We start from the raw sequence: 17,973 nt of genomic DNA on the forward strand, positions 1-17,973 counted from the left end.
TACATTGGAACAAAATAAAAAATCCCAAAAAAATATCTTAAAAGCTACTAGTATTGTTGGAGGCTCACAGTTAGCAACCATTCTTATAGGCTTAATAAGAAATAAGTTAATTGCTGTTTTACTGGGGCCAACTGGCGTGGGTATTAATGCTATTTTACAAAACACAGTAGATTTGGTTCGACAAGCTACAGGTTTCGGTATAAACTTCAGTGGTGTTAAGGAAATAGCTGCGGCTAGTTCAACTGAAGATGAAATAAAGATTTCTAGGACAATAACTATTCTTAGACGTTGGTCTCTTTATACAGGTATTTTAGGAATGTTCGTTGCAATAATTCTTTGTCTACCCTTAAGCTATTATGCTTTTGATAACAAAAACTATGCAGTAAGTATTGCAATTATATCAGTTACACTTCTTACTACAAGTGTAAGTTCAGGGCAGATAGCTCTTTTACAAGGTCTAAGAAAAATGAGTATAATGGCTAAAGTTTCAGTTTATGGAGCTGGTCTTTCTCTATTATTTTGTCTTCCTCTATATTGGTGGTTAGGTTTAAAAGGTATCGTACCAGGAATAGTTGTAAGTGGTATTATGAGCCTTATTGTTTCTTATACTTTTGCAAGTAAAATAAAGGTTCAGAAACCTAATATAACGTTTAAAGAAACAGTAACAGAAGGTCTTGGTATGGCAAAACTAGGATTTTTAATAATTTTGACTAGCTTAATGGTTACTGCTACAATGTATGCAGTAAGATCATTTATAGCACAGAAAATGAATTTAGATGCAGTAGGATATTTTGTTGCAGTATGGTCAATCTCTAACACATATGTGAATATTATTTTGAATGCAATGCTTTCTGATTTTTTTCCTAGATTAAGTGAAGCCGAAACATTTAAGGACTACAAGAAATCAAATAGTATCATTAATGAACAGCTTGAATTATCTCTGATAATAGCGGGGCCTTTGTTCGTTTTATTGATTGGTGCAGCAAATTTGATTATAAGAATTCTATTTACTTCAGATTTTTTAATCGCGGTAAGTGTTTTACAATGGCAGTTATTTGCCGGTTTTTTTGCAATAATATCTTGGTGTTTAGGGGTAATGTTTTTATCTAAGAATAAGGGTGGATATTCTATGCTTACAGAGGGTATATGGTCAGCAACTTATTACTTATTCATTATTTTGTTCTGGAATAATTTAGGTTTTCTTTCATTGGGTATTGGATATTTTGTGGCTCATTTTATTAAAATTATATTCGTTTATTTAATTACAACTAGTTATTGGAAGTTTTTTTTTGATACCCAATCTCTAAAAACTATTTCTATTTATTCAATACTTATTATCACAATATTTATAAATGTCATATTGATTAAAGGGATATATCAATATATTTTCAGTGCAATAATATCTTTAATAGCAATTTTGATAAGTTATTACAGAATATCAAAAATTATCGATTTCAAAAATTTATTAAAGAAAAAATTAAAGTAATTAAAAATGAAATTATTAACAATAGCTATACCTACTTATAATAGAGCTTCTATATTAAAGGATAGTCTTGCAAAAATAATTGATCAAATATCTGGAAAAGAGGATTTAATTGAATTGCTGGTTTCAGATAATTGTTCTCCTGACGAAACTCAAGATATAGTTTATACTTTAATCCAGAAAGGAAATGTAATTAATTACAATAGGAATGAAGAAAATTTAGGAATGGATGGAAATTTTTCATATTGTTTCAATCATGCTAAGGGAAAGTATATTTGGATTTTAGGAGACGATGATTACTTATTAGATGGAGCACTTGATAAAATTATAAATATTCTTAGAAAAGATGAGTATGGTTTGATTCATTTAAATAGCTCAAAGCTAATTAAGGAAAATGAAATTTTTTATTCTTCCACGAAGCTTTTAAATACAATTAATATTAATATAACTTTTATTTCTGGAAATATTGTAAACCGCAATGCTGTCCAGAAAGTTAATTTTGACAATTACCGAGGTACTTTGTTATCTCAGGTCCCTGTATATCTGAATGCTGCTAAAGATTTCGAAAAGAGTATTATTATTAATCAACAGCTTTTAGAAACGGCAGTTGACTCAGTTACAAATGGTGGGTATAATATTTTTGAGGTTTTTGTTATAAATTATTTAAATATCCTCAAAGAATTCAAAATTGATTTAGGAAATACTTGGTATGAAATCCAAAAATTTAAGCTTTGTAGAAATTTTCTTTGGATATGGATGTGTCGCTTACTTCTAAATCCACATCATGGTCTTAGATTTAAAACAGATGGATGGCTCAAAATAATATGGAAATACTATTGGTATGAAATTTATTTTTACCCAATGATGACATTATTTTCATTAAAAAAAATATTTCATAAATTGTGAGAATTACTTATAATTTTATTTCTTTTGCCCAAAACATATTAAATGAAAAAGTTATACAAAATAATTATTTATTATTGTAATGATATTTTAAATGATCTAAAACAAACTGGCAATGTAGCAAATTGGCGCCTGAAGAATAAGCATAATAAAACAATTATCAAAAAGTCTGTGAAAAATGCTAATCTTATAACTGTTGGGAATCATTCTTATGGTATATTAGATGTACTTACATTTGGTAATCCCGCAGAAAAATTAGTGATTGGTAGTTATGTTTCCATAGCTGAGAATGTGACATTTATACTTGGAGGAAATCATCAAATAAATTCTTTCAGCACATATCCATTGCAGGCATTTTTCTTTGAAAACACTAATTTTGATGATACACAAACAAAGGGGCCAATTATAATTGAAGATGAAGTTTGGATAGGTAGTAATGTTTTAATATTATCTGGAGTTACTGTTGGGAAAGGAAGTATTGTTGCAGCAGGTAGTGTTGTTACAAAAAATATAGAGCCATTTACCATTGTAGGAGGTAATCCTGCAAAATTTATAAAATATAGAATTCCCAAAGAATTAATTGATGAAAGATTAAAAGTTGATATTCAAAATATCCCATTTGAGTTATTGAGTAGAACAGAATTAGACGTATTTTATAACAGCTTAACTAGCGAGTCGTTAGATAAAATTAAGAATTTAATTGTTTCAAAAGAACAGAATGACAACTAGATTGAATCAAGAAATCAAGTTGGCTATTATAATTCCAGCTTATAAATCTACATATCTCGCAGAAACTCTTCAGAGTTTAGCAAATCAGACTAATCAAAACTTTAGAGTATATATTGGTGATGATTGTAGCCCCTATTATTTGGAAGATATTGTAATTAATTTTTATGATAAATTGAATATCATTTATCATAAATTTGAAAATAATTTAGGGGCGGAATCACTGGTAAAACAGTGGGAAAGATGTATTGATCTCTGTAATGAGGAATATATTTGGCTTTTTTCTGATGACGATATCGCCTCGTCCCAATGTGTTGAAGCATTTTATGAAAAGATAAACAATGATAATCTGAAATTAATGCGTTTTTACACAAAAATTATAGATGAGTCAGGAAAAATTATTCCACTATACTTTGATAAAACAAATATTTATAAAAATATTTCAGCAGAAAAGTTTATTTCTTTACGACTCAGTCAAGATCGTTTTAGAAGCTATGTTGTAGAATATATTTTTCATCGCTCAATATATCAAGAAGTTAAATTTCAGAATTTTCAGCTGGCATGGTTTTCTGATGATGCATTTTGGCTTGAAGTATCTATTTTTAGCAAGGGGATTTCTATTATTCCACAATTTGTTTTTTGGAGATTTTCAGGGCAAAATATTTCGTCCATTTCGAATAATTCGAAGGTGGCAGACGATAAAATTTTGGCAACAAAACAGTATTTAAAACATTTATTAAAATTATTGAAGAAATATCCCTTAAATTTAAAACATAAGGATTTACTAACTACTTTGATGCTTCAATATAAAAATTTATATAAAAATATAAATATATCACATATAGAAAATATTTGTGATGAAGTAGGACTAAATATTACAACAAGAGATATTATAGAAGTAGAAAGAAAACTGAATGAGAGAAAGATTTTTAAGATATTAAGATCATTATTTAAGATTTAGCTATGCAAGAAGATAAATGTATTTTTATTACTCCAAAAAGAGAAACGGCTGGTGGAAAGCTTGTAATGGATAGAAATTTTGACTTCTGCAAAAAATATTTTGGAGACAATAATGTTTATTTTATTGAACATTTCATTAATCTCAGAAAAAAAAAACAATTATTAAGTATGCTTGCTGGAGACTTTTTTCCTATCGGTGACTTAAAAATTATCTTAAGAAATCTAATCAACAAAGAAAATATCCACTATATTTTTATTGATATGTCATTGTGTGGAAATTTAATAAAGTTCATAAAAAGCAATTTTCCGGAAATATTGGTGATATGTTATTTTCATAATATTGAGTTTAGTTATTTTAAATCTATGTATAATTCTCAAAAAAAAATTGTGAGAGATATAATACTTAGATCGGTTTATAAAACTGAGAAAAAAACTGTACAGTATTCAGACATTATTATAGCAATGAACGGAAGAGATTGTAATGATATGACTAAAACATACGGTAGATCTGCAGATTTTCAATTACCGACATCTCTGAATGATACTTTTATAGAAGAGAAAGATGTTAATGAGAAAGATTTATCACTTGAAACTATTAATCTTTTATTTGTAGGCTCTGCTTTTTTCGCAAATGTAGAGGCTGTAAAATGGTTTATTGAGAAAGTTACTCCGAAACTTAGAATTCCGTTCTCACTCAAAATAGTAGGGAAAGGTTTTGAAAATATAGTTTTTGAATTCTTACCATCAAATGTTGAAATTCGGGGTTTTGTAGAGGATTTGGGTCCATATTATAAAAATGCTCATTATATTGTTTCTCCTATATTTTCCGGAAGTGGAATGAAAACGAAAACAGCTGAGGCTCTTATGTATGGTAAAAGTATTTTAGGCACGGATGAAGCTTTCGAAGGATTTGAATTGAATTATGAAAAAGTTGGAAGAAAGTTGAATACTGCCGATGGATATATTGACTTTCTTAACGCTTTATCTTGTTCAGATTTAAAAAAATATAATATTTATTCACGAAATGTATTTCTTGAAAAATATTGTAACTCAAGTCTATATAAAGATTTTTCAGGAAATATGAATAAAATACTAAAAAAGGGAGTATTATGATACCTTATTTGATACTATACTTTTCCATTTCATTAGCTTCTGTTTATAATGTTTTTATAAAACGCTACAATTATACCTTATTTTTAATTTTAATTTTAATTATTGGTTTTTTTTCAGGTTCTCGAGTTACAAAATTAGGAGGATATGACACTGATGTTTACAAGCAAGCTTTCGAAGAAGTTCCTTCTAATTTTTTTAATACATTATCAGCAGATTCTTTTTACTTGAAAAATATGGAAAAAGGGTATGCTGCTGTTAATTGGTTAGCAAAAAGTATTGGACTAAATTTTAATGAATTTTTGTTGTGTTTGGGGATTATTTCTGCTCTAGGATTATATGTTGTGTTTAAAAGGTATTCTCAATATTATTTTGTAGTACTAATGATTTTTTTAGCTAAGGGATATTTATATTATTTTTTTACTGCACAACGGCAGGTCTTAGCTATGATTATATGCTGGTGTTCAATTTACTTCATACTTAATAAACGGTTTTGGATTTTCTTTTTATGTATACTTATTGCAATTCAATTTCATACAAGTTCAATTATTTTTTTTGTAGCATATTTTTGCAACTTAATACGTTTTAATAATAAATGGTCTTTAATTATTGTGGCTTTATCTTTGATGGTAGGATTGTCAAATGTAGGTTTACTGATAGGTCAGGGTTTTTCTGCTTATCTTCCAGGAGAGCAATTTAGCGAAAAGCTTAATAATTATTTAGAAAACAGTGATTCAGGTGTTAATATTTTAAATTTTATCGAATTGGTTCCTGTTTTTTTAATTATGATATATTTTAGGAAGAAAATTGAAGAAAAATTTCCAAACTTTAATTTTTTCTTTAATATTTTTTTAGTTTTCTTGTGTCTCACTTTTGCATTCTATAATTTTCAGTTTATTGCAAGATTGAAGGGATATTTTGTTATAGGATACATTATGATCATCAGCTCCTTTTTATATATTGCACCGAACAAAATTAAATTTGGTATTTTATCCGTCATAATGGTTTATTGCCTGGCTGTCTTTGTAAGAGAATTATTAGTTTTTGATAATGGTGAGGGATATTTGCCCTATCAAAGTTTTTTGTTTGAATAAAGATTTATGATTATGAGATTTTTTACTATTTTACTTATATTTTTTTTCCATTCTTTATTGGGGCAATCTGTGAATATTGAGAAATTTAATGTAAATGGTAATGATCGAAATGATGATACAATTACTTTTGATAACGCTATTGAGTATATAACTAAAAATGGTGGTACTCTGTCCATTCCCAAAGGAAATTATTATTTAAATAATGATTTTAGAAAAAGAAAAGGTGTACATAACAATAATTATATATTTTTAATTTCAAGAAGCTTTACAATAAAGCTAAACAAAGGAGCTGTTCTACATTACCAGAATGGTTTTAAAGGTTTTAGATTTCGTTCTGTAGCAGATCCTGATGATAAAACCATTAGAAAGTATGAAGTTATCATTGATGGAGGGATAATAAATGCTGTTAATAATATCACAACAATTCCTAAAATAGGAAATCCGGAAATGTGGGGATTTGTTGCCGAAACTTTACACAATTTCACAGTAAAAAATTTGGAAGTGAAAAATTTCAGAGGAACTGCTGCAGTTGCATCCTATTCAAATGACATATTCGAAATTGAAAATTCAAATTTTTTAAATGTCACAGGTAATCCTTATGACTTAGTTGATAATCATGGAGATGCAATTTATGTTGCTAACACACTAGCTTATAAAATTGTAAATAATAACGCAACTAATTCAATAACATCAAAAAATAGAATAGGACGGGTGGGGATTTGCATTGAATATGAAGGTTGTGGAAATGGTCTTATAGAAAATAATATAGTTAATGGATATGATAGAGGAGTTCATGTGGAACTAATAAAAGGTTCCGCACTTATTAGAAACAATAGATTGATAGGAAACAGCTCAGGAATAGTTCTTTGGAATAATTATAAAAATAAACAAGTAATTGATTCAAACATAATTAGCAATAGAGGTCTGCAAATAAATAATAAAAGTTTGTTGTATACTTCGGCACCTATTATAATGCTTGGATATAACACTAATAATAATACCACTATTATAAATAATCAAATTACCATTGATAAAAATTTTTATAGACCTAGGAATATTTTACAGATAACAAGCAGTAGTATAGATGTTAAAAATAATAAATTTATAGATGAAACAAATGAATTATCTTTAGCTATTGCACAAGGACAAAGTGATAAAGAAAAAATTACAAACATTAATTTTTCTAATAATATTGTTCAAACTAAGATAGTGAATGCTTATGATGTTAGTAATTTAAATATTAATGGGAATAAGTTTGATATTTCTGAAATGACAATCTCATTTGATAATTCAAAGAATATTTATAAGAATAATAAGTTTGGAGAAAACTTGCAAAAGAAAAGAATCAATATTCTTGGAAAATACTCCTTGCAATAAATAATAAAAAAATAGAATTTAAGTGTTACTAACAATATTTACACCGACATATAATAGAGCAAATTTATTATCTCGTTTGTACAATAGTCTTTGCTTACAAACTTTTCAAGATTTTGAATGGGTTATTGTAGATGATGGATCTCAAGATGACACGGAGAATGTCATTAAAAAATTTATTGAAGAGTCTAAAATACCGATTGTTTATTCTAAACAAGAAAATTCAGGAAAACATATCGCAATTAATAAAGGCGTATCTTTAGCTAAGGGGGAACTTTTTTTTATCGTTGATAGTGATGATTTTTTACTACCCAATGCAGTAGAAATGGTTAGTAACAACTATAGCAATATTCAAAACGTAGAAGTTGCTGGATTATCTTTTAGAAGAGGATATGATGCTCAAATACCAATTGGCTCATCTAATTTTAAAACCCCTTTTCTTATGAATGTTTTTGAATTTAGATATGGAAAGAAAGTTGTTGGAGATATGGCTGAAGTAATAAAGACTGATATTATGAAGAAATATACATTTCCTAAGTTGCTAAATGAAAAATTTTTAACTGAAGGCTTAATTTGGAATAGAATTGGACAAAAATTTAAATTTCTTTGGTTGCCCGAGGTGATATATATTGGTGAATATTTGGAAGGGGGCCTTACTGATAATAATTTTAGCGTAAGAAAAAAATCGCCAGAAGGTACACTCATTTTCTACAGTGAGCTCCAAAGAATGCCGATTAATTTTTTTTACAAACTTAGAGCGAATATAAATTATTGGCGTTTTGCGAAATTTTCCAACAGATCTTTTATATCTAAATTTAAGGATGTTAGATTTATATTATCATTTTTTGGATTACCATTAAGTTTAATTTTTTTTATTAAAGACTCAAAATGAAAATATTACAAATCATAAATAGTTTAGAAACTGGTGGAGCAGAAAGATTGATAGTGGAGACGCTTCCTTTACTTGCAAAGAAAGACTGTAAAGTAGATTTGCTGTTACTAAAAGATGAAGAAACAGTTTTTTTTAATACACTTAAAGAAAAACACTGTTCAAATATTTTTACTTTAGGAAAGTCGTATTATAATCCTATGTATATATTTAGAATGCTTAAGTATGTGAAAAACTATGATATTGTTCATGTGCATCTTTTTCCTTCACAATATTTTGCAGCCATCAGTAGTTTTTTTTGTAATAGCAAAACAAAATTTATTTTCACAGAACATAATACTGCTAATAATAGAATAAATAATGTTTTTTTTAAACAAATTGATAAGTTTATATATAGTTTTTATCAGAAGATAATATGCATAACCCCTCAGGTTAAAGAAACATTAAAAATCAAAATAGGTTTAGATGATTCAAAACTTTTAGTAATACAAAATGGTATCAATTTAGAAGATATAAATGCTGAAAGTAAATCTTCTCGTGAAGAGTTTGGTTTTTCAATTGATGATAAACTTTTAATAATGGTGGCTGGATTTCGTGAACAAAAAGACCAAGATACTGTTATTAAGGTATTAGAAAAATTACCATCAACATATAAACTTCTTCTAGTTGGTGATGGTGCCAGAAGAAGCATTTTAGAAAAAATTATTATTGAGAAAAATCTCGAAAATCGTGTGTTTTTATTAGGATTTCGGTCTGATGTTTTTTCATTATACAAAATGTCAGATATAGCAATTCTTAGTTCTCATTGGGAAGGATTTGGATTAGCTGCAGCAGAAGCTATGGCATGTGGCATACCAGTAATTGCTTCTAATGTGGATGGTCTTGCCCAAGTAGTTCATGGTGGAGGTATACTTTTCGAAAAAGAAAATGTCAATGATCTTAAAGACAAAATTATTTCACTTGAAAATAAAGAGAGGTATATCTCTTTATCTCTTGATGGTTTAAAAAAGGCTCAAAACTACTCATTGAAAACAATGGTTGAAAATCTTATTTCAAGTTACAAAACATTGTTATAATTAATAAAATTTATGGCTAAGTGCAAAGTCTTACACGTAGTATCTGTTTCTTTCTCCTTAAAGTATTTTATAGGAAATCAGTTTATCTATTTCAACGAAAAGGGGTATGATTTTACTGTTTCCTGCTCCCCATCAAAAGATTTATTTGAATATGCTGAGAAAATGAATTTTAAAACTTTTCCAGTTAATATTTCAAGAAGTATAAATCCGTTACAAGATATTTTATCGATTTATAAATTATATAGGTTTATAAAAAAAGAAAAATTTGATGTAGTTATTTCACATTCTCCAAAAGGAGGGCTTATTGGTATGTTTGCAAGTTATTTTGCGAAAACCCCAAAAAGAATTTTTTTTAGACACGGGTTAGTTTTTGAAACTTTGACAGGAGTAAAAAAACAGCTAATGATTTTGGTAGAGAAATTAATAGGGTTTTGTAGTCATAAGGTAGTAAATGTCAGCTATTCAATAGAAAATCTCGCAATTCAACTACAACTTAATGATGTTTCCAAAAATATTATTTTAGGAAAAGGAACATGTAACGGTATAAATGATAATATTTTCTATCCGAGACCCCGAACTGAGTTTAAAGATAAAACAGTTGTAGGATTTGTTGGTCGTATGACAAAAGATAAAGGAATTACAGAATTAATAAATTCTCTTGATTATTTAAATGATTATGAAGATTTTTTACTTTTGTTAATTGGTCCTTTTGATGAAAGAGATGTTTTAGATGATGATATTATCACTAAAATAAAAACACATCCTAAAATCAAATACCTTGGAGAGGTTAAAAATACAGCATACTATTATAATCAAATGGATGTTTTTATCTTACCTTCTTATAGAGAAGGGTTTCCTACAGTTAATCTTGAAGCAGCGTCTTCTTCTCTTCCGATAATTACAACAATGAGTACGGGTTGTGTTGATTCTATTATTGAAAATGAAACGGGGATTTTTACAGAAATAGATTCTGAAAGTATAGCTAAAGCGATTATATTTTATTTAGATAATAAAGAGGAAAGAATTAAACATGGCTTAAATGGAGTGAAATTTGTTACGGAAAATTTTTCGGAGAGTATAATTTATAATCAAATTGAAGACAAATTATTGCAATGAAAATAAATATATTTGGAACGACGGGTTTTATTGGTGAAAACCTTACGGATAAATTACATGAAAATTATAAAATTTCAGCTGTTTCTTTGCGTAATAATAATTGGAATAATGAATTAGTTGAAAGTGAAGTTTTTATCAACCTTGTAGGTAAAGCCCATGATCATAATAAAACTGCTACAGAAGCAGATTTCCATCACGTAAATGTAGATTTGACAAAAGATATTTTTAATGCTTTTATAGAGTCAGATGCAGCACTTTTCATTCATGTAAGTTCTTTAGCAGCACTAGAAGAATTTGAGTCAACAAAACCACTCAATGAAGAAGATATCTGCAATCCAAATTCATGGTATGCTAAATCTAAAAGAGAAGCTGAGATTTGGTTGATGAATCAAAAGCTTCCTGAAAATAAAAAAATGATAGTTCTTAGACCACCCATGGTTCATGGAAAAGGTGATAAAGGGAACTTGGTATTGCTTTATAAATTAATATCAAAGGGAATTCCCTATCCTCTAGCTTCATTTGAAAATAATAGATCATTTATTTCAATAGATAACTTTTGCTTTTTTATTGACGAGATTATTAAAAATAAAAACAAATTAGATAGCGGAATTTATCATATTTCAGATGATGAAATAGTTTCAAGTAAAGAAATTATTAAGATTATTCAGAAGGTTGAAAATAAAAAAACGTTGAACGTAGGACTTCCAAAATTCTTTGTAAAAGGTTTAGCAAAAATAGGTGATATACTTCCAATTCCATTGAATAGTATACGTCTGAAAAAAATGACTTCAGATCTTATGGTTTCCAATCAAAAAATAAAATCTGCCTTAGGAATTGAAAAACTTCCTTTATCAGCAGAAGAAGGTCTTATAAAAACCATTAAAAGCTTTACAAAAGAAAAGTAAATTTAAAAATTATCACACTCACACTTAAAAATTATGATGCGCATATTCGATTTTTTATTTTCATTTTTTGGGCTTTTATTTCTTTGGCCAATTCTTGTAATTTTATATATAATAGGATTATTTGATACAGGTTCACCGATATTTGTGCAGGAGAGAGTAGGGCGCTATAAGAAGCCGTTCAAACTGATTAAATTCAGAACCATGCACGTAAATACTAAATCTGTAGCTACCCATCTTTCAAATCAGGCATCAGTCACAAAATTCGGAAGTTTTTTACGTAAATCTAAGTTGGATGAACTTCCACAATTGATTAACGTTTTAACGGGTGATATGAGTTTAGTTGGGCCAAGACCTAACTTATTTAATCAAACCGAATTGATTGAAGAGAGAGACAAAAGAGGAGTTTATAATGTTGTGCCCGGAATTACAGGACTTTCACAGATTAACGAAATTGATATGTCAACTCCTGTAGAACTTGCGATTAAAGATGCAGAAATGATTCAAAACTTAACAGTTTCAGATTATTTTAAATACATTTTGGCTACCGTTAGTGGAAAAGGGCAGGGAGACAGAATTCAAAAATAATTTTTTCATATTGTTTCAAATCAATTAAATTTACTTTTAAAGCAGTAGGAATGCAAGATAAAATATGGCTTTCTTCACCTCATCTTTCAGGAAAAGAGCTTCTTTATATTCAAGAAGCCTTTGAAAAAAATTGGGTTACGTCAATTGGGGAAAATTTAGATGGATTTGAGCAAGATTTAAAAGAATGCTTAAGTAATAATCATGAAGTAGTAGCGCTAAATTCGGCGACCTCTGCGATTCACTTGGCATTAGTAATGTTGAATGTGGGAAAACATGATGAGGTCCTTACTTCTACATTTTCATTTGTTGCTTCAGCCAATCCTATCACTTATCGAGGAGCAACTCCTGTATTCATAGACTCGGAAAAAGAAACCTGGAATATGTGTCCGAAAGCTCTACTGGAAGCGATTGAAGACCGTATTCAGAAAGGGAGAAAACCGAAAGCGATCATTGTGGTGCATTTGTACGGAATGCCTGCAAAAATGGATGAGATTAATGAAATTGCAGCAAAATATGAAATTCCGGTCATTGAAGATGCGGCAGAAGCTTTAGGTTCAACCTATAAAAATAAGGCTTGCGGAACGTTGGGACGCTTTGGAATTCTTTCTTTTAACGGAAATAAAATTATTACGACTTCAGGAGGTGGTGCTTTAGTTTGCCCTACCAAAGAAGACAAAAATAAAGCCATTTTTCTTTCTACTCAGGCAAGAGACAATGCACCTCACTATCAGCATTCACATATCGGATATAATTATCGTATGAGTAATATTATTGCGGGAATTGGTCGTGGGCAAATGGAAGTGTTGCCCAACAGAGTTAATGCCCGTAGAAAAATGCATGAGTTTTATGTAGAACTTTTTAGTGAGATAAATGGTGTTGAAGTATTTTCAGAATCGACATCTGATTATTATTCCAATCATTGGTTGTCTGCTATTACCATTGATACTTCAATAACAGGAAAAAGCCGTGAAGAACTTCGTTTGGAGTTTTTGGAAAATAATATAGAATCTCGTCCGTTATGGAAACCGATGCATTTACAACCCATTTTTGCAGATGCTCCTTACTATGGTGAAAAAGTGGCGGAAGAATTATTTGATAAAGGGCTATGTTTGCCTTCAGGATCTAATTTGTCTGATAATGACCGCGAAAGGATTGCGAAAGTAATAAAGAATTTTTTCAGCTAAAAAATCTTTCGACTAAATAATAAAAAATCTGTAGAACCCTGCAGATTTTTTTATTGTAAAAAATAATTTAGAATGGAAAGTAGTTATATTTTACTTGTTATACTATTTTCTAATTCCTTATTTTTATCGAATATTAAGAAACTGTTTAGAGATAGCTAAAGATGGGACTTCATAGAATTTTTTTAATATTTTCTTTAGTGAATTTTAATCTTTTACATTTTTTTAATAGATAATTTTGATCCTCAGATTTAATATAAATACAATTTAATACTGTATGAATAAATACCCCGTTCCTGGCGATGAAGCAGAGAGACTAGAAAGACTTAAGATCTATGATCTTTTAAATCTCGGAAAAGATCCTGATTTGGATGTATTTGCAGAGGCCGCATGCCTTATTGCCGATTGTCCGGCTTCATTGATTGCTATGATGGAACTCGAAACGCAGACGATTCAGAGTTGTGTTGGGATGTCCTTAGATTTTGTGGCCCGTAAAGATACAGTCTGCCAGTATACTATCATGAATAGGGAGGTATTGGTGATTAATGATACTCTTCTCGATGATCGTTCATCTTCCAATCCTCTGATTATACAGGGAGGAATTCGTTTTTATGTCGGAGTTCCGTTGATTGATGATATGGGGTTTATATTGGGAACTATATGCGTTATAGATTACCAACCCAAAACACTTTCTGAGCATCAAATACATTCTTTAAAGAAGCTTGGTGAAGCTGTCACAAAAATATTAATAAGCAAAAGGAAAAATATTCAGGCAGAATATTTTTCTGAAACCTTTGCGATTACCAACAATATTATTTGTGTTTTGGATAATGGATTTAAACTGAAAAATGTGAATCCTGCATTCGAAAATGTCTTTCAGCTCAATAAGAATGAAGCTATTGAAAAAGATTTTATAAGCCTTCTGGGGAAAAATAATGAGAAGCTGAGAGAAATATTCAGAGAACTACCTGCCACCGAACATGGTTTGGATTATACCACATATACTCCTATTGCGGGTGCAGAAGATATAGTAATCGAATGGCAGCTAAAACAGAATATTGGTAAAACAGAGATTTTCTGCTTTGGAAGAAATATTACTCAGGAAAGACAAGAGCGACAGAAATTAGAAAGTTCAGAACGTAGATTCAGGAACTTTTTTGAGAATGCCATCGGATTGATGAGCATGCACGACATGGACGGAAATATCTTGTCGGTCAATGAAAAGGGACGCGAAGCATTAAAATATACTAAGGAAGAAGCCGCTTCTTTAAATCTGAAAGATTTAGTACCTGTAGACCATAAAGGGCTATTGAATCAATACTTAGAACGTATTGCTGCCAATAAAGAAGATTCCGGAATGATGATTCTTCAGGCAAAAGACGGGGAGAAGATCTATTGGATGTATCATAATATGGTAGAAACTGATGAAACAGGTGCTTCGTATGTTGTAAGTACAGCTTTGAATATGACGGAACGTATACAGCTGGAAAAAGATCTGATCAATACAAAAAAAATACTGGAACAAACCAGCTCCGTTGCTCAGGTAGGAGGATGGGAAATGAATCTTAAATCCCGTACAATATTCTGGTCAGAATCAACAAAGGATATTCATAATGTTGATAAAAGTTTTGTTCCTGACTTTGATACCTCAATTGGATTTTATGAAGAGGAAAGTGAAAAGAAAATACGTTTCTTATTGAACAGAGCAATAGAAGAAGGAATTTCCTATGATGAAGAATTACAGCTTAAAAGAGCAGACGGAAGCATTATCTGGGTAAGAGTAAAAGGAATTCCCGAATTTGAAGGAGACGATTGTGTGAGAGTTTTCGGAATTATTCAGAATATTGATGAGGCTAAAAAAACATATCTGGAATTGGCCCGAAAAGAAGCGATGCTTCAGTCTTTTGTTAACAATGTGCCCGCTGCAGTAGCTATGTTTGATAAAGAGCTGAATCATGTTTCAGTAAGCAAAAGATGGAAAGATGAATTTCACCAGGATGCTCATGATATCATTGGAAAAAATTTATTTGAAATTTATCCTAATGTGTCGGAAGAAAGAAAGCAGATTTATAAAGATGCATTACAGGGCATTCCGTACAAAAATGAAAACCAGACATTTGAAATCGCCGGTTTTGATGAACCACAGCATTTCAATTGGGAAGTAATTCCTTGGAATATGATTGATGGCGAAACAGGAGGAGTGATTATTTTCACACAAAATATTACAAATTCGGTAAAAACTAATGAAGAACTCAAAAAAGCGAAACAGCTTGCAGATTTAGCCAGTAAAGCAAAATCTGAGTTTTTGGCGAATATGAGCCATGAGATTCGTACCCCGTTAAACGGAGTAATAGGATTTTCAGATCTTTTGCTAAAAACTCCATTGAATGATTTGCAGGTTCAGTATCTGAATTATATAAATGAATCTGGAAACAGCTTATTGAATATTATCAATGATATTCTTGATTTCTCCAAAATAGAATCTGGTAAACTGGAACTCTTTATAGATAAATACAACATCTATGATCTGGCCAATCAGGTAGTAAATGTTGTGTTGTACCAAGCGCAAAGAAAAGACCTGGAATTGCTACTAAATATTGAGCAGGGATTACCGAGAACGTTGTGGCTGGACGAATCCAGAATCAAGCAGGTATTGATCAATTTGCTTGGAAATGCAGTGAAGTTTACAGGACAGGGAGAAATTGAGCTTAAAATTGAAAAACTGAAAAATGATGAGAAAAAGGTTACCCTTCGCTTTTCTGTAAGAGATACTGGAATTGGGATTCCTGTGGAAAAACAACAGCGTATTTTCGATGCCTTTACTCAGGAAGACAGTTCGGTGAGCAAAAAATACGGAGGTACAGGTCTCGGATTGACCATTTCCAACAATATCCTGAAATATATGGGAAGCAACCTTTCATTGACCAGTGAGATAGGGAAAGGATCCGTATTTTTCTTTGATCTTGAAGTTCCTTATGAAATAGAAGATCTTGATGATATTTCAGACTTGGATATAGAGCGTGTACTTATTGTGGATGATAATGAAAACAACAGAATGATCCTGAAGTATATGCTTGAATATAAAAATATAAAATCGGAACTGGCCGCAAACGGTTTGGAAGCCATTCAGCTGTTGATGCAGGGGGAACGATTTGATGTGATTCTGATGGATTATCATATGCCGATTTTATCAGGCCTTGAAACCATAGATAAAATAAAAGAGCTGTTTAAAAAACAAGGGGAAATGACGCCGCTTATTGTGCTTCATACCTCTTCGGAAGAACATGAAGTGATCTCCTCTTTCCGTCAGGATGAAAAATCATACTGTCTGCTGAAGCCTATTAAATCAGACGAATTGTATACAACTTTAAGCAGGGCAATTCAATATACTAAAAAAGAGATTGAGGTTCCGGTGGCTAAGCCAAATACCGATCAGGTGGTATTTATGCAGCCTCTCAAAGTATTATTAGCAGACGATAATCCTGTGAATATGGCCCTTAATCAAAGAATGATGAGTTCACTTACCCCTAATGCTAAACTGGTAGAGGTCGTAAACGGACAGGAAGCTTTAGATCAATGTAAGAAAGAACAGTTTGATATTGTTTTAATGGATGTTCAGATGCCTGTAATGGACGGGATTGAATCTACAAAACATATCCGTCTGTTGCCAAACTATGCCAATGTTCCTATTATTGGGGTGACTGCGGGAAGCGTTACAGGAGAAAAAGAAAAATGTATAGATTCAGGAATGACAGATTTTCTTCCTAAACCACTCAGACAAAATGACCTTCTTAATATGCTTAAAAAATATTTGGCACATGAAGATGGCGTAGAAGAAAAACCAAAAGAAGAAGTACCGGTTGAAGAATATCTGAATATGGATATGCTGAATGAGCAGATCGGTGATGATGAAGGGTTTAAAACATTCTTCTTAAATCTGGTTATTCAGGAGCTTGGTCAGTCTTCAGGAAAACTAAAGCAAATTGTGCAAGAAAGAGATCTGGAAGCGGCAAAGGCATTTTTACATAAATTGAAAGGAACTTCGGGGACAGCCGGATTATTTAAATTGTCAAAAGTAGCGGCAGATTGGGAAAAAAATATAGATCACAATTCTGATTACGAAAAAATGGAAGTGGCTATAAAAAAGGAAATTACAATAGGAGAAAATTTAATACATAAACTAATAAATCAATAAAAACTAAAAAATAATAAGTATGCTAATCTTGATTGCTGAGGATGATGAGTTGATATTAAAAACAATAGAACACAAACTCTTAAAAGAAGGGTACGAAGTAATTGTTACCCGCAATGGTAAAGATGCTATCGATACCATTAAAGAGACAGAAATCGACCTTATTATCACAGACATTATGATGCCTTTTGCTTCAGGTACAGAGATACTTGCTGCAATACGGTCATTTGGTAAAAAAATACCGGTGATCATGCTTTCCAGTTTAGGACAGGAAGAAGTGGTATTGGAAGCTTTTGATTTAGGGGCTTCAGATTTTATGGTAAAACCTTTTAGCCCCAACGAATTAATATTACGAATCAAAAGACTTACTGCCAAATAA

The 17,973-nt window shown here is 30.5% G+C and carries 15 protein-coding genes; all 15 read left to right on the plus strand.

Annotation, left to right across the window (positions count from 1 at the left end; genetic code table 11):
• Nucleotides 1-4: 4 nt before the first annotated feature.
• The 15 genes from JI747_RS18215 to JI747_RS18285 all read left to right on the plus strand — a co-directional run bounded on the left by JI747_RS18215 (nucleotide 5) and on the right by JI747_RS18285 (nucleotide 17,973).
• Nucleotides 5-1,486, plus strand: coding sequence for an oligosaccharide flippase family protein (locus JI747_RS18215; protein ID WP_225690292.1), 1,482 nt, complete (start codon nucleotides 5-7; stop codon nucleotides 1,484-1,486).
• 6 nt (nucleotides 1,487-1,492) lie between these two features.
• A complete protein-coding gene (locus JI747_RS18220) occupies nucleotides 1,493-2,389 on the plus strand; it encodes a glycosyltransferase family 2 protein (RefSeq protein WP_225690293.1) in 897 nt (298 codons plus the stop codon).
• 42 nt (nucleotides 2,390-2,431) lie between these two features.
• Entirely contained in the window at nucleotides 2,432-3,115 is a 684-nt protein-coding gene (locus JI747_RS18225) for a CatB-related O-acetyltransferase (protein ID WP_225690294.1), read from the plus strand.
• On the plus strand, nucleotides 3,105-4,073 hold the full coding sequence (locus JI747_RS18230; protein WP_225690295.1) for a glycosyltransferase family 2 protein: 969 nt from the start codon (nucleotides 3,105-3,107) through the stop codon (nucleotides 4,071-4,073). Before JI747_RS18225 ends, JI747_RS18230 begins: the two co-directional genes overlap by 11 nt.
• A gap of 2 nt (nucleotides 4,074-4,075) precedes the next feature.
• The gene (locus JI747_RS18235) at nucleotides 4,076-5,185 is read left to right on the plus strand and encodes a glycosyltransferase family 4 protein (protein ID WP_225690296.1); all 1,110 of its coding nucleotides are present in this window, start codon (nucleotides 4,076-4,078) and stop codon (nucleotides 5,183-5,185) included.
• The gene (locus JI747_RS18240; RefSeq protein WP_225690297.1) at nucleotides 5,182-6,276 is read left to right on the plus strand and encodes an EpsG family protein; all 1,095 of its coding nucleotides are present in this window, start codon (nucleotides 5,182-5,184) and stop codon (nucleotides 6,274-6,276) included. Before JI747_RS18235 ends, JI747_RS18240 begins: the two co-directional genes overlap by 4 nt.
• Before the next feature lie 12 nt (nucleotides 6,277-6,288).
• On the plus strand, nucleotides 6,289-7,653 hold the full coding sequence (locus JI747_RS18245; RefSeq protein ID WP_225690298.1) for a hypothetical protein: 1,365 nt from the start codon (nucleotides 6,289-6,291) through the stop codon (nucleotides 7,651-7,653).
• 22 nt (nucleotides 7,654-7,675) lie between these two features.
• On the plus strand, nucleotides 7,676-8,542 hold the full coding sequence (locus JI747_RS18250; protein WP_225690299.1) for a glycosyltransferase family A protein: 867 nt from the start codon (nucleotides 7,676-7,678) through the stop codon (nucleotides 8,540-8,542).
• On the plus strand, nucleotides 8,539-9,615 hold the full coding sequence (locus tag JI747_RS18255) for a glycosyltransferase (protein ID WP_225690300.1): 1,077 nt from the start codon (nucleotides 8,539-8,541) through the stop codon (nucleotides 9,613-9,615). The genes JI747_RS18250 and JI747_RS18255 overlap by 4 nt, the downstream gene beginning before the upstream one ends.
• A gap of 12 nt (nucleotides 9,616-9,627) precedes the next feature.
• Entirely contained in the window at nucleotides 9,628-10,731 is a 1,104-nt protein-coding gene (locus JI747_RS18260) for a glycosyltransferase family 4 protein (protein ID WP_225690301.1), read from the plus strand.
• Nucleotides 10,728-11,636, plus strand: coding sequence for an NAD-dependent epimerase/dehydratase family protein (locus JI747_RS18265; RefSeq protein ID WP_225690302.1), 909 nt, complete (start codon nucleotides 10,728-10,730; stop codon nucleotides 11,634-11,636). Before JI747_RS18260 ends, JI747_RS18265 begins: the two co-directional genes overlap by 4 nt.
• Nucleotides 11,637-11,669: 33 nt before the next feature.
• Nucleotides 11,670-12,221 carry a sugar transferase gene (locus JI747_RS18270; protein ID WP_225690303.1) on the plus strand — a complete coding sequence of 184 codons (552 nt, stop codon included), beginning with the start codon at nucleotides 11,670-11,672 and terminating at the stop codon, nucleotides 12,219-12,221.
• Nucleotides 12,222-12,271: 50 nt separating this feature from the next.
• Complete coding sequence (locus JI747_RS18275; protein ID WP_225690304.1) at nucleotides 12,272-13,405, plus strand: aminotransferase class I/II-fold pyridoxal phosphate-dependent enzyme; 1,134 nt, start codon at nucleotides 12,272-12,274, stop codon at nucleotides 13,403-13,405.
• A gap of 274 nt (nucleotides 13,406-13,679) precedes the next feature.
• Nucleotides 13,680-17,597 carry a response regulator gene (locus tag JI747_RS18280; RefSeq protein ID WP_225690305.1) on the plus strand — a complete coding sequence of 1,306 codons (3,918 nt, stop codon included), beginning with the start codon at nucleotides 13,680-13,682 and terminating at the stop codon, nucleotides 17,595-17,597.
• Nucleotides 17,598-17,616: 19 nt separating this feature from the next.
• Nucleotides 17,617-17,973 carry a response regulator transcription factor gene (locus JI747_RS18285; protein ID WP_225690306.1) on the plus strand — a complete coding sequence of 119 codons (357 nt, stop codon included), beginning with the start codon at nucleotides 17,617-17,619 and terminating at the stop codon, nucleotides 17,971-17,973.

Origin of the sequence: Chryseobacterium tagetis, assembly GCF_016735585.2 — a bacterium.
In the GTDB taxonomy this organism is placed as follows: domain Bacteria; phylum Bacteroidota; class Bacteroidia; order Flavobacteriales; family Weeksellaceae; genus Chryseobacterium; species Chryseobacterium tagetis.

Bases quoted from the DNA above. Each gene is read 5' to 3' on its own strand.
- JI747_RS18220 (WP_225690293.1), top strand. From the start codon at position 1,493: ATGAAATTATTAACAATAGCTATACCTACTTATAATAGAGCTTCTATA.
- JI747_RS18240 (WP_225690297.1), top strand. From the start codon at position 5,182: ATGATACCTTATTTGATACTATACTTTTCCATTTCATTAGCTTCTGTT.
- JI747_RS18230 (WP_225690295.1), top strand. From the start codon at position 3,105: ATGACAACTAGATTGAATCAAGAAATCAAGTTGGCTATTATAATTCCA.
- JI747_RS18270 (WP_225690303.1), top strand. From the start codon at position 11,670: ATGATGCGCATATTCGATTTTTTATTTTCATTTTTTGGGCTTTTATTT.
- JI747_RS18260 (WP_225690301.1), top strand. From the start codon at position 9,628: ATGGCTAAGTGCAAAGTCTTACACGTAGTATCTGTTTCTTTCTCCTTA.
- JI747_RS18255 (WP_225690300.1), top strand. From the start codon at position 8,539: ATGAAAATATTACAAATCATAAATAGTTTAGAAACTGGTGGAGCAGAA.
- JI747_RS18235 (WP_225690296.1), top strand. From the start codon at position 4,076: ATGCAAGAAGATAAATGTATTTTTATTACTCCAAAAAGAGAAACGGCT.
- JI747_RS18245 (WP_225690298.1), top strand. From the start codon at position 6,289: ATGAGATTTTTTACTATTTTACTTATATTTTTTTTCCATTCTTTATTG.
- JI747_RS18225 (WP_225690294.1), top strand. From the start codon at position 2,432: ATGAAAAAGTTATACAAAATAATTATTTATTATTGTAATGATATTTTA.
- JI747_RS18265 (WP_225690302.1), top strand. From the start codon at position 10,728: ATGAAAATAAATATATTTGGAACGACGGGTTTTATTGGTGAAAACCTT.
- JI747_RS18275 (WP_225690304.1), top strand. From the start codon at position 12,272: ATGCAAGATAAAATATGGCTTTCTTCACCTCATCTTTCAGGAAAAGAG.
- JI747_RS18280 (WP_225690305.1), top strand. From the start codon at position 13,680: ATGAATAAATACCCCGTTCCTGGCGATGAAGCAGAGAGACTAGAAAGA.
- JI747_RS18285 (WP_225690306.1), top strand. From the start codon at position 17,617: ATGCTAATCTTGATTGCTGAGGATGATGAGTTGATATTAAAAACAATA.